Here is a 25,865-nt window from a genome sequence, read left to right as displayed (position 1 = left end):
TGAGGGGTCTGATCGTCATGACGACCGCACTGGCCGACGGCTGGCCGCCACTGAGTCCCGGCGAGCGCTCGGTGGCGATCGAGGTGCTCGTCCACGGCCCGCTGTCCCGTGCCGAACTCGCCCGGCGGCTCGACCTCTCCGCCGGCAGCCTCACCCGGCTGACCAAACCGCTGCTCGCCTCGGGGCTGCTCGTCGAGGTGCCCGACGCCGGCGCCCCGGCCGAGGTGCGGCAGGGGCGCCCCTCGCAGCCGCTCGACGTCGTCGCCGAGTCCCGCGCCTTCCTCGGCTTCAAGATCACCGAGGACATGGTCTACAGCGTCGTCACCACCCTGCGCAGTGAGGTCGTCGCCCGTCTCGACCGGCCCCTCACCACACACGATCCGGCCGAAGTGGCCGACCTGGTCGGCGAGATGACCGCCGAACTCACCGCCGCCCACCCCGCCGTGGCCGGCATCGGGATCGGCGTCGGCGGACACGTCGAGAAGCGCTCGATGGTCGTCGACTCCGTCTTCCTCGGGTGGCAGGACGTCCCTCTCGCCGCACTCGTCGAGGAACGTACGGGGTTGCGGGTGGTCGTCGAGAACGACGTGGCCGCCCTCGTCGAGGCCGAGAGCTGGTTCGGCGCGGGCCGCGGCCTGGACCGCTTCGCGGTCCTCACCATCGGCGCGGGCATCGGCTACGGCCTGGTCAGCGGCGGCCGTCGCGTACCGTCCGCCGAGCACGACCGGGGCATAGGGCGCCGCTGGATCGTCAACCCGAACGGCCCGCTCACCCCCGAAGGGGAGCGTGGCAGCGCCATATCCCTGCTCGCCGTCCCCAGCATCCGCTACCAGATCCGCGCCGCCACCGGCCACGACCTGACCTACGACGAGATTCTCGCCCGGGCCGCCGCCGGTGACCCCATGGCCGCCCGCGTCATCGACGAGGCGGCCCGCGCTCTCGGCACGCTGATCGCCCAGATCGCCAACTTCGCGATGCCCGAGAAGATCCTGCTGGCCGGGGAGGGCGTCGGGCTCGTCGAGGTGGCCGGCGCCGCGGTCGAGGAGACCATCCTCGCCAACCGGCATCCGCTCGCCGATCCGGTCAACCTGGAGACCAAGGTTTCCGACTTCCACGACTGGGCGCGCGGGGCCGCCGTACTCGCCATTCAGGTACTGGTGCTGGGGGCCGTCGACCGATGAACTCCGGGGCCGGAAACGAGGGATGCCGATGGCTGGACGTGATCAGCAACACGGTCCCTGATGTCCGTTTAGTTCGAAATAATCGATTCGGCTTTCACTCTTGGCGGCATATGCTTCACACCATGTCCACCACTCTTCAATCCGCCCCTGATCGATCGGCAGCCGACGTCAACGAAGAGATCCGGGCCCTGTGGCTCCGGTCGGGCGGGATTCTCAGCACCGAGCAGCGGCTGACCTATCAGCAGCTCGTCGCCGAATGGGCCGCGGTCTCCCCGCACCCCGGGCACGAGGCGTAACCACTTTCGACATCTCCGCAGCAGGGCCGGGGCCGCGCACAGCGCGTCAGCCCCGGCCTTTCGTGTGTCCCCCTCAGCTCCAGGTCGCCGAGTACGAACGGCGGTAGTCCCTGCGGTCCTGTTCCACCCGGAACCAGCGGGTGGCGACCAGGGCGATCAGGCTGCCGCCGACGATCAGCAGCCCCGGCCCCACGTTCTTCGGGTCCGCGAGCCGGTCCAGCAGTGCCTCCCCGACCGAGCCGCCCGCCACCGGCGCCACCGAGCCGGGCTGGGCGTCCCCCGGGTCGATGGCGTTCTGCGTGGCCGTCGCGGACGGTTCCGGGGCGGCCCCCGCCCCCTGACCCGCGGCGTTCGCCGGGCCGATCAACCGGACGTTGAGCGCGGTCAGCGCCTTGGTCACCGGCTGGAAGAACGTCGTACCGCCGCTCTGGCAGTCGCCGTTGCCGCCCGAGGTGATCCCGAGCGCGATGCCCTCGGAGAACAACGGGCCACCGCTGTCTCCCGACTCGGCGCACACGGTGGTCTCGATCAGGCCCGACACCGTGCCCTCCGGGTAGTTGACCGTGGCGTTGAGCCCGGTCACCTCGCCGTCGCGCAGCCCGGTGGTGCTGCCGCTGCGGAACACCTTCTGGCCCACGGTCGGATCGGCCGAGCCCGTGATGCGCACGCCCCGGCCGTTGCCGATGGCGACGACATCGGCGCCGTCACCGGCCGAACCGCCGTTGTACTGCACCAGCGAGTAGTCGTTGATGGGGAAACTGCCGCTGATCGTTTTGCCGATCTCCTGTGAGCCTGAGGTGTCCGCGAACCAGATCGAACCGTTGGGCCCGCAGTGACCGGCGGTGAGGATGAAGTCGGCCGTCCCGTTGGTCACGTTGAAGCCCGCCGAGCAGCGCCCGCCGGTCGACAGGATCGGCTGCGCCGCGTTGATCCGGGTGGTGAAGGTGCCCTGGGTGCGCTCCATGCGGACGGAGCCGCCGATGTCCTCGGCGACCGCGGCGAGTTTGGCCCAGTCGGCGGCCGACACGGTGGTGTCGGCCTGGACGACCACCTCGTTCTTGGTGTAGTCGACCGACCAGGCCGTGCCCGCCACGCGTGGTGCCGAACGCAGCGTCTGGGTCGCGGACTTGAGGTCGTTCATGCTGTAGTCCACGACCTTGGCCCGGGCGCCCGCCTTCTTGACCTCCGCCGCCGCCTTCTCGTCGGTGACCGCGACGACCGGTTTTCCGTCGTCCGCGATCCAGCTGCCCGCCGTACGGTCGGTGCCGAGCTCGGTGACGAGACCGGAACCGGTGGTGCCGGCCGCCCGGGCCGAACTGAGAGGCAGGTCGGCGGCTTGCGGTGGCTCGGTCGCCACGGCCTGGGTGACCATTAATCCGCCGAGGATGATTCCGCCGACGGCCGCCAGCCGTGTCGCTCGCCGGACGATCCGTCGTCGTGCGTGCCTCATCAATGGCTCCCGAACCCTGAACGCGCGGTCTCAACACCGCGGGGCCCTCCGGTCGTTGAGTGGCCCTGACTTCCATACGTGGCGAGCGGTGTTCATGTTCACCGGGTTCAAGATCCTGTGCGGTCCTCTTGCCAAGGGGGCGGATCGTGTCAGGACGTGCGGCCCGGTCCGCAGTACACGGCAGTCCAGGCAAGGTTGTTGATGTGGGCGAAGGCCTGGACAGGGCCTAATCGGGGGCAGTTGCGAAGAGCCGGCCCCGGCTCCGTTCGTCGCCCCACACGGACCCCGTGTCCACATACGGACGCAGCAGCGCCGTCAGTGTCGCGTCGCCGCGCCCGTTCAGCTCGTGGGAGGCGATGCTGCGGGCGATGCCGGCGAGGAAGTCGGCCAGCTGGATCCGCGCGTCGTCCCGAGCGACGACGAGGCGCAGCCCGCCGATCCGCGCGGTCTCCTTGAGCCACTCGATGCGCTCCTCCGTCAGCATGTTCTGCCGGTCGTGCACCAGCACGACGGCCTGCCCGCCCGCACGCCAGTAGGCGGCCGTCCGCACGATCGCGGGCAGCAGCGGATTGAGTACGGGGATCAGGGCGGGGGCGGCGAGCAGCCGGGCCCGGTGCTCCTCGGCCCGGGAGCGGGCACCGCCGAGCAGCTTCAGCACGTCTGCCGCGTCCTGGCCCAGAGGGCCCGGTGTCTCCCGGGCCAGGGTGTCCACCGCGCGGAAGAAGGCGTCGACGGGCGCCCGAGGATCGGCGCCGGCGTCACCGCGTACCCGCAGCAGGGCGTTGGCCGCCGCCAGGAACTCCTTCCATCGCTCGGCCCCGAAAGCGTCCGCGCCCGCGCGGAAGAGGGGACCGGCGCCGGCCGGATCGCCGAGGAGCAGGTCCACGACCCGCTCGACCATGAAGAAGGTCTTCTCCGTGAGATGGACGTACGCGTGCCCGTGCAGAGGGCCCGCGGGGGCGAGCAGCCATTCGAGGACCGCTCGGTGCTTCTCCCGGAGCAGATGGTTGGCCTTGTACTCCTCGGCGGGTGACCGGATCCGGTCGCGTATCTCCTGGATCGCCGCCGCCGCGGACGCCACGGGCACATCCACACTGCCGTGCGCGAAGACATCGGTGTTCCCGCCGGTCAGGTTCTCGCCGTCCGAGCCCGACTCGTCGCAGGCGATCTCGACTTCCGTGGGCTGCCGGGTCACACCGATCAGCATCCCCCACCAGGGTCCGTGAGGGCACCTGGTTATCGGGGCGCCATGAGCGGTGTGACGTCCGTGAAAACTCCGACCCATGTCTTGACATGCGGCTGAAATCATTCGTAGCTTACAGCGATCATTTAGATTCGTGAAAGATGTTCACGGATATGAACGGAGAACTTCCATGGGCGATCGCCGACGAAGTCGCCGCCTGGCCGCCGTGCTCACCGCCTCGGGGCTCGCATTCGGAGCGGCCGCCTGCGGGGCCGGTTCCGACAGTTCGGGTGGCGACCCGAACACGCTCGAGGTGTGGACCCGGAGCAACCCGGACCCCGCCGCCACCTATGAGCGCGTCTTCGCCGCCTTCACCAAAAAGACCGGGATCAAGGTCGACTATCAGCCGGTCGTCAACTTCGACCAGCAGCTGCAGAGCCGTGCGTCGACCAAGGACCTGCCGGACGTCATGATCAACGACACGGCGCTGATGGGCAGTTACCAGAGCCAGGGGCTGCTGAAGGTCATCGACCCCGCCTCGATCGCGGGCCACGGCCAGATCACCGCCAAGTCATGGTCCTCGACGGTGGGTATCGACGGCAAGCACTACGGCATCCCCTACTCCCGCCAGGCCCAGACCCTGATGATCAGGAAGGACTGGCTGCGGACGCTCGGCCTCGCGGTGCCCACCACCTGGGAGGAGATGCTGAGCGTCGCCAAGGCCTTCGCCACCCGCGACCCGGACGGCGACGGCAAGGCCGACACCTACGGCATGGTCGTCCCCGGCAGCGCCCAGAACGGCTACGCCGCCTGGTGGGGCGCCAGCTTCCTCTGGCAGGGCGGCGCGAAGATCGTCGAACCGGACGGCAAGGGGTTCTACAAACCGGCCATGGACTCGGCCGCCGCCGTGAACACCGTGACCTGGATGAAGGACAACCTCTTCTGCGGTGACAACGCTGTCACCCAGCCCGGCGCGCTGACCGCCATCACCTCCACCGCCACCAACTTCCAGGACGGCAACGCCGGGATGTACCTCACCGGCCCGTACAACATGGCCACCTTCGACGGGACCCTCGGCAAGGACAAGTACGAGGTCGTTCCGGCTCCCGCGGGCCCGGCCGGCGGTGACGTACTGGCCGACGGCGAGAACGTCTACTTCGGCGCCAAGACCGGCAAGACCGAGCAGGAACAGGCGCTCGCCGCGTTCCTCATCTCCCCCGAGGGCCAGAAGCTGGCCATGACCGGCGAGAACCAGCCCGTCGTCCGCATCCCCGTGAACTCCACGCTGGACGCCGCCACCGTCCGCGACGACGCCCGTTGGAGCGTGGTGCAGAAGGCGTACGAGGACACCTCGCAGCAGTTCCCGAACGCACCCGACTTCGCCCCCATCAAGCAGGACATCGCCGACAGCCTCAACGCGATCTTCACCTACTGCGGCGGAGACGTCCGCTCCCAGCTGGGGGAGCTCAACGACACGCTCGCCGGTGACCTCAAGGACCAGGACCTGCTGAAATGACCGCTACCGTGACCACCCCCGCGGCGCGCAGAGTCGTCACAGCGCGCAAGGTCTTCAATAAGAAGGCCCTCATCCCCTGGCTGTTCCTCGCGCCGGGTCTGCTTCTCGCCCTCGTCTTCAAGTTCTGGCCGATGGCCAAGGGCGTCTGGCTCAGCTTCTTCGACGTCCGGCCCTTCCTCGGCGACCAGTGGACCGGCCTCGACAACTACACCCGCGTCCTGACCGACCACCGCTTCCAGGACGCCATCGGACACACCCTGCTCCTGGGCCTCGGCCAGTCCCTCGGCGCCATCGTCCTCGGATTCGTCCTCGCCCTGCTCCTGGAGGGCCAGGCCCGCTCGCTGAAGATTGTGCGCACCGCCGTCTTCCTGCCCGCCGTCACCGCCACCGCGGTCGTCGGCGAGCTGTGGCGGCTGATGTACTACCCGACCTCCGACGGCCTGATCAACAGCGGCCTGAACCTCCTCGGGTTCGGCCCCGTCCAGTTCCTCGACAACCCGGACCTCGCGCTGTGGTCGACGATGGTCATGGGCATCTGGATCTGGGCCCCCTACAACATGGTCATCATCATGGCCGGCCTCGCGGGCGTGGACCGCTCGCTGTACGAGGCCGCCGCGATGGACGGCGTCTCCCTCTGGCAGCGCCTGCGCCACGTCACCCTCCCCGCGATCCGCCCCGCCCTCAGCATCGTCCTGATCCTCGCCGCGATCCGCGGCCTGCGTGTCTTCACCGAGGTCTACGTCCTCACCGGCGGCGGCCCGGCCGGGTCCACCGATGTCTGGATGACCCGCGCCTACACCCTCGGCTTCACCCGCAACGACATCGGCGGCGCCTCCGCGGCCTCCGTCGTCCTGCTCTGCGTCACGCTGCTGCTCACGGTCACCGTCAACTACTTCCGCAAGAGGGGAGACGTGCGATGAGCGCCCCAGCCATCGACCCCGTCCGGACAACGGCCCCGAAGCCGAAGGCGAGGCGGTCCGGCAAGGCACAGCGCACCACGCCGGCCCGCTTCGACACCGCCCTCGGCTGGAACGACAAACCGGGCTCCGCCTGGACCCTGAGAATCCTGCTCTGCGCGATCGCCCTGCTCATCTTTGCCGCGCCCTTCCTCGCGATCCTCTCCGGAGCCTTCACCAAGAACGCCAGCGGCTCCTCGCTGTCCTTCCTGCCGCACGACAGCACCCTGCTGAACTTCACGGTGGCCGGCGAGCGCGGCATCTGGGACTACTTCTCCAACTCGCTCGTCATAGCGGGCGGCGGGCTGCTGCTCCAGCTCGTGGTGTGCACGCTCGCCGCGTACGCGCTGGCCCGGCACCGCTTCCGCGGCCAGGCCATCGTCCTCACCCTGTTCATGCTGACGATGATGCTCCCCGAGGAGGTCATCGCGATCCCGCTGTCGCTGGTCCTCGGCGACGTCCCGGTGGTCCACCTCGACCTCAAGGGCACCGTCTGGGGCGTCATCCTGCCGCTGGGCGCCTGGGGCTTCTCGGTGATGATGCTCACCGAGTTCATGAAGGACATCCCCGACGAGATCGAGGAGGCCGCCCGCCTCGACGGCGTCGGCGAGCTGCGGATGCTGTGGCAGATAGTCCTGCCCCTGTGCAAGCCCGCGCTCGGAGTGGCCGGTGTCCTCGGCTTCATCATGATCTGGGACCAGTACCTGCTGCCGCTGATCGCCGCCAAGGACCCCACCGACTACACGGTGACCGTCGCCCTGTCCATCCTGCGCACCGACCCCGAGGTCGGTTCCGGGGTGGTGCTGGCGGGCGCGGTCATCGCCCTCCTGCCCAGCCTGATCGTCTATCTGCTCCTCCAGCGCTCGCTGGTCACCGGCATCGCCGCCGGTGCCACCAAGGGCTGACACCGACCCCCCACACCTTTGAGAGAGACATGAAGTTCCAAGGAGTGCTGTTCTTCCCGGTCACGCCCTTCGCGGCGGACGGGTCGCTGGACGGGGAACTCCTCGCCCAGCACATCGAGGCCGGCGTCGCGGCCGGCGCCGGCGGGGTGTTCGTCGCCTGCGGTACCGGCGAGTTCCACGCGCTGACACCGGCCGAGATCGAACAGGCGACCAGGATCGCGGTCGCCACGACCGCCGGGCGCGTCCCCGTCCTGGCCGCCGCGGGCGGTCCGGTGCCCGTCGCCATCGACCAGGCCACCCGTATCCGGGAGGCCGGCGCCGACGGCATCCTGCTGCTGCCGCCGTACCTGGTGACCGCACCGCAGCAGGGGCTCGTGCGCTACGCGCGTGAGGTGACGTCGGCCGCCCGGCTGCCGGTGATCTTCTACCAGCGCGGCACCGCCCGCCTCACCGAGGCGACGGCCGCCGAGATCGCCGCCCTGCCCGGAGTCGTCGGCCTCAAGGACGGCACCGGCGACATCGAGCGCATGCACCGCATCGTGCGCACGGTACGGGCGCTGCCCGGCGGCGAGGACTTCGCCTTCTTCAACGGCCTGCCGACCGCCGAGATGACGGCCGCCGCCTACCAGGGCGTCGGCGTCGACCTGTACTCGTCCGCCGTGTTCGCCTTCGCCCCGGAGATCGCCACCGCGTTCCACCGGGCACTGAGCGAGGGGAACGAGGCCCTGACCACGAAGCTCCTCGACGAGTTCTACGGCCCGCTCGTCGAACTCCGCGACGAGGTACCGGGATACGCGGTGTCCCTCGTCAAGGCCGGGGTGACCCTCCGGGGCCTGGACGTCGGCGGCGTACGGGCCCCGCTGCTCGACCCGACGCCGGAGCACGTGGCCCGGCTGGCGAAACTCATCGACCACGGTCTGGAGGCGGTCCGCGCATGAGCGACAGCAGGAGTACGACCATCAGCGTCACCGGCACCCGTATCCGCGAACTCCTCGTCACCCCCATCGCGTTCGGCGACCCGCCGCTGCTCAACGCCGACGGGGTGCACGAACCGGTCGCCCTGCGCTGCATCCTCCAACTCGTCCTGGAGGACGGCACGGTGGGCCTCGGCGAGTCGCCCGGCGGCACCGCCCGCCTCGCACGGCTCCAGGAGGCCGCGAAGGCCGTCGTCGGCATGGACGTCTTCGACACGACAGCCATCGCGGCGGCGATCGACGCCGTCCTGGCGCCGACCGTGCCCCGCTCCCACGATCGCGGCTGGGCCACCTCGGCCGTCGAGGTGGCCTGTCTCGACGCCCAGGGCAAGCTGCTCGGCCGCCCGGTCAGCGACCTGCTCGGCGGCAAGGTCAGGGACGCCGTGCCCTTCGCCGCGTACCTCTTCTACAAGTGGGCGCAGCACCCCGCCCTCGACGGCCGCGAAGCCATCGGCGACGAATGGGGCGCGGCCCTCGACCCGGCCGGGATCGTCGAACAGGCCCGGCGGATGCAACAGCGGTACGGATTCACCTCGTTCAAGCTCAAGGGCGGGGTCTTCCCGCCCGACGAGGAGATCGCCGCGATGCGGGCCCTCGCCGAGGCCTTCCCCGGACAGCCCCTGCGCCTGGATCCCAACACGGCCTGGACGGTGGAGACCTCGAAGTACGTCGCCCGTGAACTCGACGGCGTCATCGAGTACTTGGAGGACCCGACCGCCACCATCCCCGGCATGGCCGAGGTCGCGAAGGACGCGCCGATGCCGCTCGCGACCAACATGTGCGTGATCGCCTGGGAACATCTGCGGCCCGCCGTCGAACAGAACGCGATCCAGGTCCTCCTCACCGACCACCACTACTGGGGCGGACTGCGCCGGACCCGTGAACTCGCCGCCGTGTGCGAGGCGTTCGGCATCGAGTTGTCCATGCACTCCAACTCGCACCTGGGCATCAGCCTGGCCGCGATGACCCACGTCGGCGCGGCGATCCCCAACCTCGCGCACTCCTGCGACACGCACTACCCGTGGAACTCGGCCGACGACGTGATCGTCCCCGGCGTCATCGAGGTCCGTGACGGTGCGGTGAAGGTGCCGACCGGCCCCGGCCTGGGCGTCGAGCTCGACCCCGACGCCCTCGACCGGGCCCACCGCCGCTACCTCGCCTGTGGGGTGCGCGACCGGGACGACACCGGGTACATGCGGCGGATCCGGCCGGAGTACGAGCGGCGGCTGCCGCGCTGGTGACGGCGGACAGCGGGGAGGGGCCGTCGCCGGCGCCCTCCCCGCTGCCTAGACTCCCGTCCATGGACGAGACCACGCTGGACCGGCTCGGTGCGGGCAGCTACCTGCTGATCACCAGCTACCGCAAGAACGGCACGCCCGTCGCCACCCCCGTCTGGGTGGTACGGGACGGGAACGCGCTCGGCGCCTGGTCGGCCGCGGACGCCTGGAAGGTGAAACGGATCCGCAACCGGGCCGACGTCCTCGTCGGCCCCTGCGACGCCCGCGGAAAACCGACCGGCGACCAGGTCCCCGCCACCGCCGAGATCCTCGACCAGCCCGCGACCGACGTCTACCGCGGGCTCCTCGCCCGCAAGTACGGCGTGCTGGGCCGCGTCACCCTGCTCGGCAGCCGGCTGCGGCGCGGGAAGTCGGGCACGGTCGGGATCCGCATCACCCTCACGTAGGCCGGCGGACGGCCCCGAACGCCGAGGGGCCGGAAGACGCCGTTCCCGGCAGGTCTTCCGGCCCGTCCCCTGTCCGGTCAGTCCTCGCCCCGGACGATGTTCCACTCCGTACCCGTGTGCGTCGGCGCCGCGGAGCCGCAGGTCTCGACGGGGGAGAGGCAGGTGCGTATTCCCTCGTCGGGGGCGTGGCGGTCTTCTGCCTCGCCGGTCTCGCGGGGTTGCGATGCCTTCTTCGCAATGGTGTGCGCAGTCACGGCCCTTCAACTTCTCTCTGCCTCGGAATCACCAGACCGCGAGGCCGAGCCGCACCGTTCTTCGCTGGTGCCCGACTCTCACGGTGTGGCGACCGAGTTCCCCCGGCCATGAGGACAAAACGCGTTCGCAGGCCGGGCCCCCGAACGGGATGCCCGGCCTGCGAACGGCTCACCCCTACGAAGCGTCCGACACCGTTCCCGAGAACTCGGGCCCGAACACCGGATCGCCCGTCTCGTCGTCGTAGTCCGTCATCCGCAGCCGCACCGACTCCTCCGGCTCCGCCACCGTGTCAGCGATCGTCGGCACGCTGATCTCGGCGGTCAACTCGCCCGGCGGGATCGCCACGTACAGATAGAGGTCGGTCTTGGACAACAGCCGTTCCGGCAGCGGTTCCTGACCGGAGGTGTCCGCCAGCCACGTCGGATCGACGTCCGTGGTGGACAGTTCGGCGCCACCTGCGACCGGCAGCGCTTCGATGCCCCAGTACATCTCGGCGCCGGAGGGCGCCGACAGGGTCGCGCGCCAGGTCAGCCGCTGCCCCTCGGTGACCCGGTCCGCGACCGGGGTGATGGTGAGCGTGGGCCGGGGATCGTCGTTCTCGGCGGTCACCCCGCCGCTGTGCGCACCGACGACCGCACCGCGCACGGCCTTCACGAACACGTTGTGCGTCATGTCGTAGTCGTACAGAGTGTCGCCCTTCACCGTGACCGGCACGTCGACGCTCTGCCCACCGGGCCGTACCGTCACCAGGCGGCTCGTCGTCGCGTACGTCTCGGGGTTCTGGACGTACAGCCGGACCGTGCCGCCGCCCTGTCCGGAGATCCGGACCGGCACCCGGTAGGTCCGGGTGCCCGAGTCGCCCTCCATGACGCTCAGCCGTCCGAGGTCGACGCGCGGCAGCACGGCCGGCCGCACCGCGGGGGTGCCCGGGCGCCAGCCCCAGGTGTCGATCAGCCAGGCCTGCCCCGCGTTGCTGCGCGGAGTCAGCTCCACGCTCCGCACCTTGTGCAGGTCGAGCCCGGCCCGGCCGGCGGCTGCCAGCGGTACGCGGACCTCCCGCGCCCAGTACGAGGCGGTGCGCTCGGTCCCCGGCAGCCCGTCCACGCGGACCCTGCCGAGGGTGGCGCGCCGGCCGGAGGTGTCGGTGACGGACACGTCCAGCTGGGTTCCGGTGGTGTTGGGCGGCACCATCACGCGCAGGGCGAGGCCCTTGGCGCCGCCCAGGGACACCGGCCGTTCGGGAAGCACCCGCACCGGCGTACCCGGCTGCGACCACTTCATGGCGACCGCCCGGCGGCCCACCTCCCGCTCCGTCTCCCAGCTCGCGAAGTGCGGGGAGCCGCCGGGGGTGTCCTCGGCCAGGCACCTGAGCGCGGCACGGTCGTCGACCGCCGAGCACAGTCGCCCGCCGGCGCCCTGCACGGTCACCGCACCGTCCGGCAGGATGCCGGCGGAACGGTTCGCGCCCACCGCGTGCGTGAGGACTCGCGCCGGGTCGGCGGACGGTATCCGACGGCCCGAGCCGTCCAGCAGCGGACGCACCCGGTCGTCACCGGCGACGAACAGCCGGGCCGCCGCCGCGATGTAGGAGGCGCCCGCCCTGTGCTGCTGGTCGGCGGTCAGCCGGGTCCTGGTGCCCATGTTGCACACCGCGTCCGGCTCCTCCTCGTCCGACCAGAAGTCGTCGTTCGCCGGTGCCTGCGCCTGCCCCGGCGTCCACTCGGTGTTGAAGTAGTTGTGGTTGGCGCCGATCATGTACACCGCGCTGTGCAGAGCGGCGCCGCGGCTGATCCCCCGGGTGCCGTCGATCGCCAACTCGCCCTGGAGATCGGACACATCGCCGTCGCAGCCCGGCAGAATCGTCACCGACGGCACGTCGGCGACCGGGTTCTGTCCGAAGATCGTCGGGCCGATGAGGACCGTACCCCGGATGTTCCAGCGCACCGGGCCGCCGTACCCGTCCTGGTCGGCCGGCGGACGGTACAGGCTGTCCATCGCGGCCCGGTTCACACCCTCACCGCCCCGCGAGTGACCGACCAGCAGCACCCGCGAGAGGTCGGCGGCCGGCGCGGTCCGCACGATCGCCGGCGCCGAGGGCCGGTTCGCCGCCCAGCCTGCCCAGCGGGCCAGATGCTGCCGTACGAGGGAGGAGCGGGCCTGCGCCCCGGCGTCCTCGGCCCACCGGTCCTGCGCGTTGATGCCGTTGGCGGAGATCGACACCGTCACATAGCCCTGCGACGCCAGGAGTTTCTGGTCGCGCAGATAACCCCGGTAGCTCGGTATCTGCTTCGCGCCCGCCTGACAGGGCCAGTCGCCGCTCACCTCGCCGTCCGGCGTGTAACAGGTCGAGTGGCGCCCGTGCAGGAACAGCGCGAGCGGCCGGTGACCGGTGGCCCCGGTCGGCGCGACCACCACGGCCTTCATCTCGATCGGCACGGCGAACCCGGGCAGCTTCACGGAGTCCAGCGCGTACTCGCCCGAGACCGTACGGTACGAGCCCGGCTTGCCGGGATCGACGGAGCCCGCCGGAGCCAGGGCGGGCGGAGCGACCGCCGCGCGCTGCTCGTCCGGCGCCGACACCAGTCCCGCCGCGTCCAACCGGCGCCCACCGGCGCGCACTTGGAGATCCTCGAATTTCTTGGTGCCGCCGCCGTTCAGGGCCTCTTCCAACGGAAGCCGGAACGTCCGGCCGTCCTTCGCGGCCGTGGGCCGGCCGAGCAACTGGTCGCCCGCGTAGAACTCGACGCGCGCGTCCCCCATCGGTACCGGTCTGCCGCCGGAGCGCCAGACGAGCTGCCGCTTCGCACCGTCACCGGTGAACGTCCAGTCCGGGGGCAGCTGTTGGTCGGCCGCCACCTCCGACCGGGTCGGCTGCTGCGCCTGCGCCCAGCCTGGCGATGCTCCCACCACCGCGACCAGGGCAGCCGCGGTGACCCATATTCGCCGGGCACGTAGCAATGGTCTTCTCCTCCTGGACTCGCTCAGGAGCCCCGGGCTTCCCGGTGGCCCCTCTCGTCTCGGAGGACGGGATCAAGGACCTGTGGGTTGCCTGTGGAGGAGAGTCAATGGAAGTGAGAGCTACGGCAGTTGGCGGTGCGAGGAGTCGGCGTACCGGCAGCGGGGGCGCTGGTTACTGACGTACCGTCAGATCCAGGCGCGGTACGGCTCGTCCAGCAGCTGGAAAACCGGCTCGCCGCGCACCGGGTCCTTCGCCGTGGACAGTCGGACCCGGTCCCCGCTGTGGATGCCGGCGGCGGGGCCCATCACCCGGCCGCGTACGACGAAGCCCTCGGCCATCTCGACCAGCGACACATTGCGCGCGGCCGGCGTGTTCCGGTTGACCACCGTGGCGTGCCGGACGGTGCCCGTGCCCTCGCTGCGCTCCGTGCGCAGGTCGCTGCCCGCGCAGACCGGACACAACAGCCGGTGGTACATCGCGGTGGCGCACCAGCCGCAGCGCTGGAAGACGAGGGTGTTCGTGTCGGCCGGGGCGTCGAGCAGGCCCGTGGAGCCGACGGCCACCGGACGAGTGGCGCCAAGTGAGTGGTACACCGTGTCATCTCCCTGCGCTCCGCCTGAATCCGAAGTGCGCGGTTCGCCGTGCCACCGTGCACGGCTTCAGGGTATGGCACTCAGTGTCACGCGTAAAGGCACTGCGTACCCTCAATTCTCGCGAAGATGCGAGAGCGTCGACTCGATCTCCTGCACGACCCGCCACATCGGTGCCCCGCGCCGCGAGACGACGACAACCACGTCATCGGACTCGTCCAGGTCGGAGGCTGGGGACGGGGACGGGGACGGGGACGGAGACGGAGGCGGAGGCGTGGGCGTGGGCGGGGTGCCGAACGCGGCCTTCACGTAGTCCAGGGCGTGGTCCACGGCTGTGGTCGCGTCGCCCTGTCCGTCCGAGCGCAGCCAGGAGCGCAGCGCGTTGTTGTGTGCGGCGACGACGGACGCCGCGATCACGTCGGCCTGGAGCGTCCCGTCGGGCCGGCCGGCGAAACGGCCGCGCAGATACGCGGCCAGGGCACGCTCGTACCGCCAGACCACCGACAGCTCGGACGCGCGCAGCCCGGGGACCTTCTTGGTGAGCCGGTAGCGCTGTACGGAGAAAGCGGGGTTCTCGGCGTACATGAGCAGCACCATGCGGGCGGCGGCGCTCACCCGCCCCACGGGTTCCGCGTCCTCGGGGCTGTCGGCGAGGTAGGCCGTCATGTCGGCCAGGCACCGCTCGTGGTCGGGGAAGACCACGTCCTCCTTGGAGGGGAAGTAGCGGAAGAACGACCGGCGCCCGACCCCGGCCAGCGCCACGATGTCGTCCACGGTGGTCTGCTCGTAGCCCCGCTCCAGGAACAGCTGGAAGGCCGCCGCGACCAGGGCGTCCCGCATGGGCGGTTTGGTCATGGACCGGAAACTAGCATCCGAGCGGGAGTGATGGCACTCAGTGCGCTGCGTATGGGGAACTGAGTGCCCTCGGATGGACGCCCGCGCATCACGCGAGGGTGACCTCGACCGGCAACTTCTTGATCCCGTTGACGAAGTTCGAGCGCACCCGGGGAGCGTCCCCCACCAGCCGGATGTCCGCGAGGCGTGGGATCAGCTCCTCGAACATGATCCGGATCTCGGTGCGGGCCAGCAGATTGCCCAGGCACAGGTGCGGACTGCCCTTGCCGAAGGTGAGGTGGTCGTTGTCCGTGCGCGTGACGTCGAAGTCGTACGGATTGCCGAAGACCGCCTCGTCACGGTTGCCGGAGGCGTACCACATGACGACCTTGTCGCCCTCCCTGACCAGCTTGCCGCCCAGCTCCACCTCACGGGTCGCGGTGCGCCGGAAGTGGTAGACGGGGGACGCCCAGCGCAGGAACTCCTCGACCGCGCCCGGGATCAGGGAGGGGTCGGCCTGGAGGCGGGCGAGCTGCTCGGGGTGCTGGAGGAGGGCCAGCATCGAGTGGGTGATGGTGTGCCGGGTCGTCTCGTTGCCGGCGACCACCAGCAGCAGGAAGTAGTTGTCGAAGTCCTGCGCGGACAACGGCACTCCGTCGCGCGGGGTGGTGTTGATGAGCTTGGAGACGAGGTCGGTGCCCTCCCCGCCGCGCCGCTTGCGGGCCAACTCCCGCCCGTACTCGAAGACTTCGAGCGAGGCGGGGGAGCGGAAGGGCAGATCGCGGTACTGCTCGCTCTCCGCGCTGTGCAGCAGCACGTCGGCGTAGTCGGGGTCGGTGTTGCCGATGATCCGGTTGCCCCAGTCGATGAGCTGCTGGTTGTCCTCGGGCGGGACGTCGAGGAGCCGGGCCAGGACGTTGATGGGGAAGTCGGCGGAGACCTCCTTGACGAAGTCGAACGTCCCCTTGGCGAGCGCGGTGTCCAGGGTCCGTGCGGTGAGCCCGCGCAGGAAGTCGGTGTAGCTGTTGATGACGCTCGCGCCGAACTGGCGTTGGATCAGGCTGCGCAGCGCGCGGTGGCGCACTCCGTCCAGCTCCAGGACGGAGGCGCGTTTCTTGATCTGGTCCTCGTCGAGCTCTTCGAGGTTGACGAACTTCGTCGAGGTGAAGGTCTCCGCGTCACGGTCGACGCGCGCGATGTCCGCGTGCCGGGTCACCGCCCAGAAACCGGAGTTGGGCGCCTCCTCGGGCTGCCAGTGCACCGGGTCCTCGTGGCGCAGGGTGTGGAACATCCGCCAGGGCGTCACCCCGTCGGTGAAGTTGTCGAGGTCGGCGAGGTCGACGGCGTCGAGGGGGAGCGGTTCTTGGGCCGGGGTGGACTTGAGGGTCTCGTTCATGAAGGGCTCCGGGGGAGGGGGCAGGCAACGGCGATCAGAGGTGGTACGCGTACTCGGTGAACTCCCAGTCGGTGACGTGCCGTTGGAAGCGTTCGACCTCGTTGCGCTTGTAGGCGAGGAAGGAGGCGACGAAGTCCTTGCCGAGCAGCTCGGTCAGGGCGGTGTCCGCCTCCAGCGCGTCCAGGGCGGCGGGCAGGCTCATCGGCAGTACGGCGGACCGTTCGGTGTCGTAGCCGTAGCCCTCCAGTGGCGCCGACGGCTCCTCCCCGGCCAGCACGCCGAGCAGCGCGGCGGCCGCGGCGCCGGCGATCGCGAGATAGGGGTTGGCGCCGGCGTCACCGAGGCGCAGTTCGAGCCGGGCCCCGGACCCGCGCTCCGGGGGTACCCGGACCATGGCGCTGCGGTTGTCGAGCCCCCAGTCGATCAGCCAGGGGGCGAGGGTGTCGGGCCCGAAGCGTTTGTACGAGTTCACGGTCGGGTTGAGCAGCGCGGCGAGGGCGGGTGCGTGGGCGAGGAGACCCGCCGCCGCGTGCCGTGCCGTGGCGGACAGTCCGTACGGGCCGGCCGGGTCGTCGAAGGTGTTGCGGCCCTCGGCGTCGTCGCAGGAGATATGGAGGTGGAAGCCCGAGCCGCCCGCGTCGTTGAAGGGCTTCGCCATGAAGGTGGCGAGCCGCCCTTCCTTGCGGGCCAGTTCCTTGATCGCGGCCTTGAAACGGAAGGCCCGGTCGGCCGCCGACATCGCCTCCGAGTGCAGCAGGTTGATCTCGAACTGCCCGCCGTCGAACTCGTGGTTTCCGCTGAGCACGCCGATGTTCAGATCGCGTACGTGGCGCAGGGTGCGCAGGAGATGGTTGTCGGGGTCGGCGCGCAGTCCGGCCGTGTAGACGACACCCGCGTCCCGGTTGTACCGCTGCCAGCCGCTCGCGTCCCCCGGCGCGGGATCGCACAGGAAGTACTCCAGCTCGGGCCCGACGACAGGCCGCAGCCCGTGCTCGGCGCACCGGGCGAGGACGGCGCGGAGCAGATCGCGGGGCGACTCCGGCGCAGGTGAACCGGTCGCCGGGTCGACGACGTCCCCGAGGCAGACGGCGACGCCGGGCTCCCAGGGCAGGGCGACCAGGGTGGACAGATCCGGCCGTACGGAGATGTCGGGCAGGCCCGCGTCCAGGCCGCCGCTGACCGGGACCACGTCTCCTTGGGGGCTGGTGTGGTAGACGGCCCGGCAGAAGGCGAGGCCGTGCTCACAGGCGCGGGGCAGTTCGTCGAGCAGGACGTCACGGGCGCGGTCGGTGCCGATGAGGTCGGGATAGACCACCCGGACCACGTCGATCCCCTCGGCGGCGAGCCGCTCGATGTGCCGGCGGACCTCTGGAATGTCGATTGCGCTCACCGTTGTCTCCTCGGGCGGACGTCGGGCACCTCCGGAACGGGGGTCCGGGAGGCGGGTGGCGTGGGGAGCACGGCCGGGGTGCGCGGTGCGGGCGGACGGCCCGGGCTCGTTGTTTGAGGCCAAACGGTATGGAGGGGTGGCCTGTACCGCAAGAGGGTCGGGAAAGAATTTATCCATCCGGATAGCTATTGACCAGACTCCAGCTGCTTCCTATCTTGTTTGAAGCCAAACGAGTCAGGGGTCGAGCCTCTTACCGGGTCTCCGCACCCCTTTGGCCGGGGCCCGTCCGGCAGCGGCCGGGCCCCTCCACCTCCCTCCCACTCCCCGCTCCGACGCCCTCACCACCAGGAGGACCGGCCCATGAAGGTCGTCGTCGACATGAACAAGTGCCAGGACCACGGCCAGTGCGTCTTCGCGGCGCCCGACGTCTTCTCGATGGACGACGGCGGTCACCTGCTGTACGTCTCCGACCCCGACGACGCGCTGCGCGACGAGGCCGAGGAGGCCGCGGACGTCTGCCCGCTCCAGGCCATCCGGATCGAGGACTGACGTGACCGGCGCGACCGACTCTCCGGGTGCGCCCGTGGGGCGCGTGGTCGTTGTGGGCGCCTCGATGGCCGGGCTCCGCGCCGCCGAGCAGCTGCGCGCGGCAGGCTGGACCGGGGCCGTCACGGTTGTCGGCGACGAGCCCCACATGCCCTACAACCGCCCTCCGCTGTCCAAGGGCGTACTCGCGGGCAAGGCTTCATTCGCGTCCCTGGCCTTCACCCCGAAGGCGTCGACGGCCGACGTGGAGTGGTGCCTCGGTACGAAGGCGATCACGGCCCGCCTCACGGAGCGAACCGTCGACCTCGACGACGGTTCGACCCTGTCGTACGACGGTCTGGTCGTCGCCACCGGAATGCGCCCCCGGAGGCTGCGCTGCGCCGGCCCGCAGGCCGGCCGGCACACCGTACGCACCCTCGCCGACGCCCAGGGTCTACGCGACGAGCTGACCCGGCCCGGTGTCAGGGTCGTCGTGGTCGGCGCCGGATTCATCGGCTGCGAGGTCGCCGCCACGGCCGTCGGGCTCGGCGTCACCGAGGTGACCGTCGTCGATCCGCTGCCCCTGCCCATGGTGGGCCCCCTCGGTGAACTCCTCGCCCGCGCGCTGCTCACCCGGCACGAGGAACGCGGGGTGCGCTTCGCACTGGGAACCGGGGTCGCCGGATTCGAGGGCGACGACCGGGTCACCGGCGTCGTCCTCGGCGACGGAACGGTCCTGCCCGCCGACGTCGTCGTGGAGTCGGTCGGGTCCGTCGCCAACGTCGAGTGGCTGGACGGCAACGGGGTCGATCTCGGCGACGGTGTGCTCACCGACGAGTGGCTGCGAGTGGGCGGGCGCCCGGAGGTCGTCGCGGTCGGCGACGTGGCCCGCTTCCCGAACGCCCGCTACGACGGCGTACCCCGCCGCGTCGAGCACTGGTCGATCCCGACGGATACGGCCAAGCACGCTGCCAGGTCTCTCGTCGCCCATCTCGCGGGCGAAGGAGGGGAGTTGGCGCCCTTCGCGCCGCTGCCCACCTTCTGGAGCGACCAGCACGACTTCCGGCTCCAGTCCTTCGGGGCGCCCGTGCTCGGTATCGACGACGTACGTGTCCTCGACGGCGACCCGGCGGGTGACGTCCTCGTCGGATACCACGCCGACGGCCGGCTCGTCGGGGTCGTCGCCCTCGGCGGGCCCGCCACGGCGACCAAGGCCGCCCGCTATCGCGCCGAACTGCTCAAGCAGCCCGTTCTCCCTGTGCAAGGAGCCTCCAAGTGACCGGTCCCCGTGGGTTCTTCCACCCCAAGACGGCGAGCGGCGCCTCGTCGCTCATCCCGTCGCCGCCCTGGCGCTACTCGGGCGACCTGCTGACGATCGAGTACCGCACGGATCCCTCGCGGGTGCGTGAACTGCTCCCCGAGCCACTGGAGTTGGCCGACGAGGAGCCGGGCGCCGTCGCCATGATCTGGGCCGACTGGCAGTCGTGCTCGGCGGCTGGGGACGAGCTGCTGGATCCCGTGCGGGGGCAGTACAAGGAGGCGTTCGCGGTCGTCCGGTGCAAGTACCGGGGCGAGACGTACTCGCGGTGCGTCTACATCTGGGTCGACAAGGACTTCGCGATCGCCCGTGGGCTGCACCAGGGGTATCCGAAGAAGCTCGGGTCGATCCATCAGACGCGTCCGCATCCTTACGGGCCCGCTCCGCGGGTTGAGGCGGGGGCGAGGTTCGGCGCGACGCTTGCTGCGGCGGACCGGCGGTTGGCTCAGGCGGTGGTGACTTTGCGGGAGCCTTCGGCGACCAACGGGTTCGTGAACGGGCATCCCATGGCCCATCATCGCTGGCTGCCGTCCATCGAGAGCGGTAAGGGGTTGGCTCTGGACGAGTTGATCGAGTCGGGGGCGGCGTCGTTCGAGGGTGGGCAGGCGTGGGTTGGTGAGGCGTCGTTGGAGTTGTTTGACGCGCCTACGGAGGAGCTGGCTCGGCTGGAGATTCGTGAGCCTATTGCTGCGTATTACCGGCAGGTTGGCGTCGTTTGGGATGGCGGGCGGTTGTTGGAGTCGGGGACTTCGGGGGTGGGTGCCTCTTGATGTCGGTGGGTTTGTGCGGGCTGTGTGTGGCTGGTCGCGCCCACGCGGCGGAGCCGCAAATGTCACAGCCCCGCGCCCCTAGAAGCAGGTCGGTTCAGCCCAACTTCCTTTAATTGGAGCCCTTTCATGTCCGAAAGACTCATCGTCGCCGGAGTTTCCGTCGACACCCGGCACTGGATCGGCGGGAAACGCGTCGCATCCGCCGCCACCTTTACCGACACCTCGCCCATCGATGGCCGTACCCTCGGGGAGATCGCTCGTGGCGGGCCCGTCGAGGCCTCCGCTGCTGTCGCCGCCGCGAAGGCGGCCTTCCCTGTCTGGGCCGCGACCTCGCGTGACGAACGTGCCCGTGTCCTCCATGCCATCGCCGACGGCGTGGAGAAGCGGATCGAAGAACTGGCGATCGTCGAGACCAACGACAACGGCGCCCTCCTCCGCTCGCACCGCAGGGGTGTGATGCCCCGGGTGGCGCACAACTTCCGTTTCTTCGCGGACTGGTTGCTGAAGCTGGACCACGAGGACTTCGAGACGCGCGGACACACGAACCACGTCTCGTGGGACCCGGCAGGCCCGAGCGTTCTGATCACCCCGTGGAACGCGCCCTTGATGCTGGCCACTTGGAAGGTCGCCCCGGCGCTCGCCGCCGGTAACACCGTGATCCTCAAGCCCGCCGAGTGGTCCCCGCTCACCGCGTCCCTGTTGGCCGACATCGCGGCCGAGGCGGGACTGCCGGCCGGTGTCCTCAACGTCGTCCAGGGATACGGGTCCGAGATCGGCGACGCGCTCACCTCGCACCCGGACGTACGCCGGATCAGCTTCACCGGGTCCGTGCCGACCGCCAGGCACATCGCCGCCTCCGCCGCCGCGAACCTCACCCCGCTCAGTCTCGAACTCGGCGGAAAATCCCCGCTGTTGGTGTTCGCGGACGCCGACCTGGAGCTGGCCGTCGACCTCGCGGTGGAGCAGTACGACAACGCCGGCCAGGTCTGTCTGGCGGCGACCCGCATCCTCGTCGAGGAGTCGGTCGTCGACGAGTTCACCCGGCGATTCATCGACAAGGCAACGCGGTTGACGCAGGGCGACCCGCGCGACGAAGCCACCGACCTGGGCCCCAACATCCACCCCCGTCAGCTGGAGAAGATCGACGGGTTCGTGCAGCGGGCCGTCGAAGCAGGTGCGCGGGCTCTCATCGGCGGGCACCGCGCGGACGGGGACGGCCAGTACTACGCGCCGACCCTGCTCACCGAGGTCGCCCAGGACTCGGAGATCGTCCAGGAGGAGGTCTTCGGGCCGGTCCTCACCCTCCAGACCTTCGCCGGCGAGGACGAAGCCGTCCGCCTCGCCAACGACACTCGCTTCGGCCTCGCCGCGACCCTCGTCACCGGCGACCCCGACCGCGCCGAACGCGTCACCGCGCGGCTCGTCGCGGGCACGGTCTGGGTCAACTGCTTCTTCGTACGCGACCTCCAGGCACCCTTCGGCGGCTCCCGGCTCTCCGGGGTCGGCCGCGAGGGCGGTACCTGGAGCTTCGACTTCTACTGCGACGTCAAGAACACCGTCACCGCGCCGAACGGATGGATCAACCATGGGTGAGATCGTCGGGGCGGGCCTGCTCGCCCATGTGCCCACCATCGTGCTACCTGAGGCTGACCGGCTGGAGCTGAACGAGGGCAAGGAGATCACCCTCGTCACCGGACTGCGTCAGCTCAGGAAGGATGTGTTCGAGCGCGATGCCGCCGACGACTACGACACCGTCGTCGTCCTCGACTCGCACTGGGCGACCACCGTCGAGTTCGTCGTCAGCGGCCAGCAGCGCCGGGCCGGCCTCTTCACCTCCGAGGAGCTGCCGCGCGGCATGTGCAGGATGCCGTACGACTATCCCGGCGACCCCGAACTCGCCCACAACATCGCCCAGTTCGCCGACAAACACGGCACCTGGATCACCCCGATCGACGACGAGTACCTGCCCGTCTACTACGCGACGATCAACCTGTGGAAGTTCCTTGGCGAGGGGCTGCCCGACAAGCGGTGGGTGACCATCGGGGTCTGCCAGACCGGTGACATGGAGGACCATCTGCGGCTGGGGAGGGCCCTCGCCGACGGTATCGCCGCCACTCCGGGGCGCCGGGTCCTCGTCATCGCCTCCGGCGCCCTCTCGCACACGTTCTGGCCGCTGCGCCAGATCCGCGACCACGAGGCCAGCGACCCGGCGCACATCTTCACGCCGGAGGCCCGCGCCGCCGACGAGGAGCGCATCGCCTGGTTCAAGGAAGGGCGCCACGACAAGGTCCTCGACACCATGCCGGAGTTCTGGCAGCACAAGCCCGAGGCGAAGTTCTTCCACTACCTGATGCTCGCCGGCGCCCTCGGTGAACAGGCCTGCACCGCACCCGCCCGCCAGTATGGCGCGTACGAGAACTCCGTCGGTACCGGCCAGGTCCACCTCTGGTTCGACCGCCCCGCTGCCGGCTGGACCGCCCCCCGAACCCCCGTACAGGAGTCCTGACATGCCCGAATACCGTCGCATCCTGCTCGACGGCGCCGCCGTCCAGGTCACCGTCGAGGGTGACGAACTCGTCGCCGGAGACGGCCGCCGGGTCAAGGTGGAGGAGGCGCAGCATCTGCCGCCGGTCGTGCCGTCGAAGGTCGTCGCCGTTCATCTCAACCACCGTAGCCGGGTGGACGAGTTCCAGATCCGGCTCACCCCCACGCCGACCTACTTCCACAAGCCGACCTCCTCCCTCAACTCCCACAAGGGGGCGATCGTCCGCCCCGAGGGCTGCAAGTGGCTCAACTACGAGGGCGAGGTCGCCATTGTCATCGGGAAGACCGCGCGGAACATCTCGCAGGCCGAGGCGGGGGAGTACATCGCCGGTTACACCGTCGCCAACGACTACGGCCTGCACGACTTCCGCGACACCGACGCCGGGTCGATGCTCCGGGTGAAGGGCTCCGACACGCTGTGCCCGCTCGGGCCGGGGCTCGTCACCGACTGGGACTTCCACGGAAAGCACCTGCGGACGTACGTCAACGGCGAGGTGGTGCAGGACGGTTCGACGGACGAGATGGAGTGGGACATGCACTACCTCGTCGCCGACATCGCCCGCACCATCACCCTCTACCCGGGTGACGTACTGCTCTCCGGTACGCCCGCGGGCTCCCGGCCCGTCCAGCCCGGCGACATCGTCGAGGTCGAGGTCGAGGGGCTCGGACGGCTGACGAACCACATCGTCACCGGCCCGACCCCGATCCGCGCCGACGTCGGTGCTCAGCCCACCGAGTCCGAGGAGGTGCTGTCCACCGCGCTGGGCGGCGACTGGGAGTTCCGCGGCATCCGGGCGCCGCGGCGTTGACCATGGCCACGGGCAGGATCACGGCCGCGGGTAAGGTCGCGGGCATGACCGAGCCCGCCGCCCCGCGCCGCCCCCGCAAGCGCGTGACCTACGGAGCCGGCCGCGAGGCCCTGCTGAACGCCGCCGTCCGGGTGGTGGCCCGCGGCGGGCTCCGCAAGCTCACGTACCGGGCGGTCGCGGAGGAGGCGGGGGTCACCCACGGGCTCGTCGTACACCACTTCGGCTCGCGCGACACGCTGATCGAGGAGGCCCTCACCCACGCCATCCGCTCCTCCCTGACCAGCAGCGACCTCGAACCCGGTACGGGCAGGGCCGCCGACTTCTCGGCCGGGCTGACGGAGATGGTGGAGAGCGGCCCCGACCTCCAGGCCTTCCAGTACGAACTGCTGCTGGAGTCCCGCCGCAGGCCCGAGCTGCTCCCGCACCTGCGTGCCCTGTACGACAACGAGTACTTCGAGGCGACCCGGCGCGAACTCTCCCAGATGCTGCCCGGGCCGGTCGACGAGGGCCTGTCCCGCATGGTCTTCGCCACGCTGGAAGGCCTGGTCCTGCACCAACTGGTGTTCGGCGAGCGCGAGATCATCGAGGACGCCCTCGACGAACTGCGCAACGTCCTGCGGCTCCTGGCCGCCGACCGGAACGGCGAGGCCTGAGCCCGTCCTGCCCGGGCGCGCACTCTCCGTACGAGGCGTACGACGGCTGACGACCGGCCGCTGATTACGACCGTGTAAGGAAAACCGTCGGTAGCGGAATCAGCGTGCCCGACCCCTTGCCAAACGGATAGTTCCACCCCACCATGAGGCAACTCGTTTGGCCTGAAACGATTTCCCCTCTTCCCCTGGCAGGTGATCCGAGTGGACAGTCAGACGGTCTCCCCAGAGCAGACCGCGCGGGACGCATCCACCGCAGGCAAGCTCAAGCCCAACGCCCTCGGCGTGCTGGGCATCCTCTTCCTCGTCCTGTCCGCCCAGGCGCCGCTCACCGGCATCGCCGGGTCGGTCCCCATCTCCGTCGCGATCGGCAACGGTCCCGGCACCGCCGGCGCCTACGTCCTGGTCGGTGTGGTGACCCTGCTCTTCGCCGTCGGCTTCGTCACCATGGGCCGGCACGTCGTCGACGCGGGCGCCTTCTACACGTACATCGGCAAAGGTCTCGGACGGACCGCCGGGGCCGGCAGCGCGGGCGTGGCGCTCTTCGCGTACTGCGCCATCCAGGCCGCCATGTACGGGCTGTACGGCGCCATCGTCAACGGCCTGGTCGGCACGCACACGGGTCTCGACCTGCCGTGGTGGGTGTGGTCGCTGGCCACCATGGCTCTCGTGCAGCTGCTCGGCGTCACCGGCATCGACATGGGCGCCAAACTGCTCGCGGTCTTCGTCCTGGCCGAGTTCAGCATCCTGCTCGTCTTCAGCCTGGTCATGCTCTTCAAGGGCGGCGGACCCGAAGGGCTCGGCATCTCGGACACGTTCTCCGTGAGCGCCGTGACACAGGGCGCGCCCGGCATCGCCGTGATGTTCGCCCTGGCGTCCATGTTCGGCTTCGAGGCCACCGCGATCTACGGCGAGGAGGCGCGCGAGCCGAAGAAGACCGTCCCGCGGGCCACCTACCTCGCCATCGTCGTGGTCGTCGGTTTCTTCGCCCTGACCTCCTGGATGCTGGTCTCCGCACACGGCGCCTCGAACGCCGTCGCGGCGGCGGGCAAGGCGCTGGAGAGCGGCGACTCGACGGCGTTCGTCTTCGCCCCGATCGCCGCCGAGTTCGGCGACTGGGTCAACGACGTCCTGCCGGTCCTCCTGGCCACCTCCCTCTTCGCCGGCCTCCTCACCTTCCACAACTCGGCCAACCGCTACCTGTTCTCCCTGGGCCGCGACGGGCTGCTCCCCGGCCGCCTCTGTACGCTCAACAGCCGCCGTTCGCCCTGGGTGGCGGGCTGCGTGCAGACGGCCGTCGCGGTGGCCCTGGTGGTGCCGTTCGCCCTCGCCGGCAAGGACCCCGTGCTGACGCTCTTCTCCTGGTTCAGCGGTGTCGCCGTCCTCGGGATGATGCTCCTGTACCTGCTGACCTCGGTATCCGTGATCGTCTTCTTCCGCCGCGAGCGCCTGGACACCCGCCTGTGGAACACGATGATCGCCCCGGGCCTGGCCACGGTCGCCGTCGCGGGCGCCGTCTGGCTGATCCTCGACAACTTCACCACCCTCATCGGCGGCGACAGCGACACCGCCCTGTGGCTGCAGCTGACCGTCCCGGCCGTCATGGCCCTCGGGCTCCTCGCAGCCCGGCTGACCCGCCCGCGCGTACCGGCTGCCGACGCCTGACCCGGCCGCCCGCCT

The 25,865-nt window shown here is 70.2% G+C and carries 24 protein-coding genes; 16 read left to right on the top strand and 8 right to left on the bottom strand.

The genetic code is table 11. From position 1 onward, the window contains the following. Window positions 1-17: 17 nt before the first annotated feature. Entirely contained in the window at window positions 18-1,181 is a 1,164-nt protein-coding gene (locus ACH4TV_RS35630; RefSeq protein WP_398405400.1) for an ROK family protein, read from the top strand. A 110-nt stretch (window positions 1,182-1,291) separates the two neighbouring features. Beyond that, complete coding sequence (locus ACH4TV_RS35625) at window positions 1,292-1,477, top strand: hypothetical protein (RefSeq protein WP_398405399.1); 186 nt, start codon at window positions 1,292-1,294, stop codon at window positions 1,475-1,477. A 73-nt stretch (window positions 1,478-1,550) separates the two neighbouring features. Here the strand turns inward: ACH4TV_RS35625 and ACH4TV_RS35620 are convergent, their stop codons facing one another. Then, complete coding sequence (locus tag ACH4TV_RS35620) at window positions 1,551-2,927, bottom strand: S1 family peptidase (protein ID WP_398405398.1); 1,377 nt, start codon at window positions 2,925-2,927, stop codon at window positions 1,551-1,553. A gap of 226 nt (window positions 2,928-3,153) precedes the next feature. Continuing rightward, window positions 3,154-4,134 (bottom strand): hypothetical protein, encoded by a 981-nt coding sequence (locus ACH4TV_RS35615; protein WP_398405397.1) that lies wholly within the window; start codon window positions 4,132-4,134, stop codon window positions 3,154-3,156. Window positions 4,135-4,300: 166 nt separating this feature from the next. Between ACH4TV_RS35615 and ACH4TV_RS35610 the strand changes: the two genes are divergently transcribed. The 6 genes from ACH4TV_RS35610 to ACH4TV_RS35585 are packed head-to-tail and all read left to right on the top strand — an operon-like array spanning window position 4,301 to window position 10,145. Then, the gene (locus tag ACH4TV_RS35610) at window positions 4,301-5,626 is read left to right on the top strand and encodes an ABC transporter substrate-binding protein (RefSeq protein ID WP_398405396.1); all 1,326 of its coding nucleotides are present in this window, start codon (window positions 4,301-4,303) and stop codon (window positions 5,624-5,626) included. Then, a complete protein-coding gene (locus tag ACH4TV_RS35605; protein ID WP_398405395.1) occupies window positions 5,623-6,546 on the top strand; it encodes a carbohydrate ABC transporter permease in 924 nt (307 codons plus the stop codon). Before ACH4TV_RS35610 ends, ACH4TV_RS35605 begins: the two co-directional genes overlap by 4 nt. Continuing rightward, window positions 6,543-7,487 carry a carbohydrate ABC transporter permease gene (locus tag ACH4TV_RS35600; RefSeq protein ID WP_398405394.1) on the top strand — a complete coding sequence of 315 codons (945 nt, stop codon included), beginning with the start codon at window positions 6,543-6,545 and terminating at the stop codon, window positions 7,485-7,487. The genes ACH4TV_RS35605 and ACH4TV_RS35600 overlap by 4 nt, the downstream gene beginning before the upstream one ends. 29 nt (window positions 7,488-7,516) lie before the next feature. Continuing rightward, window positions 7,517-8,425, top strand: coding sequence for a 5-dehydro-4-deoxyglucarate dehydratase (locus ACH4TV_RS35595; RefSeq protein ID WP_398405393.1), 909 nt, complete (start codon window positions 7,517-7,519; stop codon window positions 8,423-8,425). Further along, window positions 8,422-9,702, top strand: coding sequence for a glucarate dehydratase family protein (locus ACH4TV_RS35590; protein ID WP_398405392.1), 1,281 nt, complete (start codon window positions 8,422-8,424; stop codon window positions 9,700-9,702). The genes ACH4TV_RS35595 and ACH4TV_RS35590 overlap by 4 nt, the downstream gene beginning before the upstream one ends. A 59-nt stretch (window positions 9,703-9,761) precedes the next feature. Next, window positions 9,762-10,145: a PPOX class F420-dependent oxidoreductase gene (locus tag ACH4TV_RS35585; RefSeq protein ID WP_398405391.1), complete on the top strand. Its 384-nt coding sequence runs from the start codon at window positions 9,762-9,764 to the stop codon at window positions 10,143-10,145. 77 nt (window positions 10,146-10,222) lie between these two features. On the opposite strand, the gene ACH4TV_RS35580 is transcribed toward ACH4TV_RS35585, so the two are convergent. From ACH4TV_RS35580 to ACH4TV_RS35555, 6 genes are all read right to left on the bottom strand, one after another. Next, entirely contained in the window at window positions 10,223-10,399 is a 177-nt protein-coding gene (locus ACH4TV_RS35580) for a hypothetical protein (protein WP_398405390.1), read from the bottom strand. Between the two features lie 175 nt (window positions 10,400-10,574). Then, a complete protein-coding gene (locus ACH4TV_RS35575; RefSeq protein WP_398405389.1) occupies window positions 10,575-13,358 on the bottom strand; it encodes an alpha/beta hydrolase family protein in 2,784 nt (927 codons plus the stop codon). A gap of 186 nt (window positions 13,359-13,544) precedes the next feature. After that, window positions 13,545-13,952 carry a Zn-ribbon domain-containing OB-fold protein gene (locus ACH4TV_RS35570; RefSeq protein WP_398405388.1) on the bottom strand — a complete coding sequence of 136 codons (408 nt, stop codon included), beginning with the start codon at window positions 13,950-13,952 and terminating at the stop codon, window positions 13,545-13,547. A gap of 111 nt (window positions 13,953-14,063) precedes the next feature. After that, window positions 14,064-14,789: a TetR family transcriptional regulator gene (locus tag ACH4TV_RS35565; RefSeq protein WP_398405431.1), complete on the bottom strand. Its 726-nt coding sequence runs from the start codon at window positions 14,787-14,789 to the stop codon at window positions 14,064-14,066. Between the two features lie 103 nt (window positions 14,790-14,892). After that, window positions 14,893-16,179 (bottom strand): cytochrome P450, encoded by a 1,287-nt coding sequence (locus ACH4TV_RS35560; RefSeq protein ID WP_398405387.1) that lies wholly within the window; start codon window positions 16,177-16,179, stop codon window positions 14,893-14,895. Window positions 16,180-16,213: 34 nt separating this feature from the next. Continuing rightward, window positions 16,214-17,569: a glutamine synthetase family protein gene (locus ACH4TV_RS35555; RefSeq protein WP_398405386.1), complete on the bottom strand. Its 1,356-nt coding sequence runs from the start codon at window positions 17,567-17,569 to the stop codon at window positions 16,214-16,216. A 360-nt stretch (window positions 17,570-17,929) separates the two neighbouring features. Between ACH4TV_RS35555 and ACH4TV_RS35550 the strand changes: the two genes are divergently transcribed. The 8 genes from ACH4TV_RS35550 (at window position 17,930) to ACH4TV_RS35515 (ending at window position 25,850) form a co-directional block, all read left to right on the top strand. Further along, window positions 17,930-18,118, top strand: coding sequence for a ferredoxin (locus ACH4TV_RS35550; RefSeq protein ID WP_329267447.1), 189 nt, complete (start codon window positions 17,930-17,932; stop codon window positions 18,116-18,118). Between the two features lie 43 nt (window positions 18,119-18,161). After that, window positions 18,162-19,373 (top strand): NAD(P)/FAD-dependent oxidoreductase, encoded by a 1,212-nt coding sequence (locus ACH4TV_RS35545; protein ID WP_398405430.1) that lies wholly within the window; start codon window positions 18,162-18,164, stop codon window positions 19,371-19,373. After that, window positions 19,370-20,182: an acetoacetate decarboxylase family protein gene (locus tag ACH4TV_RS35540; protein WP_398405385.1), complete on the top strand. Its 813-nt coding sequence runs from the start codon at window positions 19,370-19,372 to the stop codon at window positions 20,180-20,182. The genes ACH4TV_RS35545 and ACH4TV_RS35540 overlap by 4 nt, the downstream gene beginning before the upstream one ends. A gap of 126 nt (window positions 20,183-20,308) precedes the next feature. Then, the gene (locus ACH4TV_RS35535) at window positions 20,309-21,775 is read left to right on the top strand and encodes an aldehyde dehydrogenase (protein ID WP_398405384.1); all 1,467 of its coding nucleotides are present in this window, start codon (window positions 20,309-20,311) and stop codon (window positions 21,773-21,775) included. Next, entirely contained in the window at window positions 21,768-22,688 is a 921-nt protein-coding gene (locus ACH4TV_RS35530; protein ID WP_398405383.1) for a 3,4-dihydroxyphenylacetate 2,3-dioxygenase, read from the top strand. The genes ACH4TV_RS35535 and ACH4TV_RS35530 overlap by 8 nt, the downstream gene beginning before the upstream one ends. A gap of 1 nt (window position 22,689) precedes the next feature. Then, window positions 22,690-23,535, top strand: a complete 846-nt coding sequence (locus tag ACH4TV_RS35525; RefSeq protein ID WP_398405382.1) for a fumarylacetoacetate hydrolase family protein — start codon at window positions 22,690-22,692, stop codon at window positions 23,533-23,535. A 44-nt stretch (window positions 23,536-23,579) separates the two neighbouring features. Continuing rightward, a complete protein-coding gene (locus ACH4TV_RS35520; protein ID WP_398405381.1) occupies window positions 23,580-24,188 on the top strand; it encodes a TetR/AcrR family transcriptional regulator in 609 nt (202 codons plus the stop codon). Between the two features lie 201 nt (window positions 24,189-24,389). Then, complete coding sequence (locus ACH4TV_RS35515) at window positions 24,390-25,850, top strand: APC family permease (protein ID WP_398405380.1); 1,461 nt, start codon at window positions 24,390-24,392, stop codon at window positions 25,848-25,850. The last annotated feature ends 15 nt before the right edge of the window (window positions 25,851-25,865 follow it).

The sequence above is a fragment of the Streptomyces sp. NPDC020898 genome, from assembly GCF_044333925.1.
Lineage (GTDB): Bacteria > Actinomycetota > Actinomycetes > Streptomycetales > Streptomycetaceae > Streptomyces.
The sequence above is the reverse complement of the archived record's forward strand: the minus strand, read 5'-3'. Positions and strand labels throughout refer to the sequence as shown.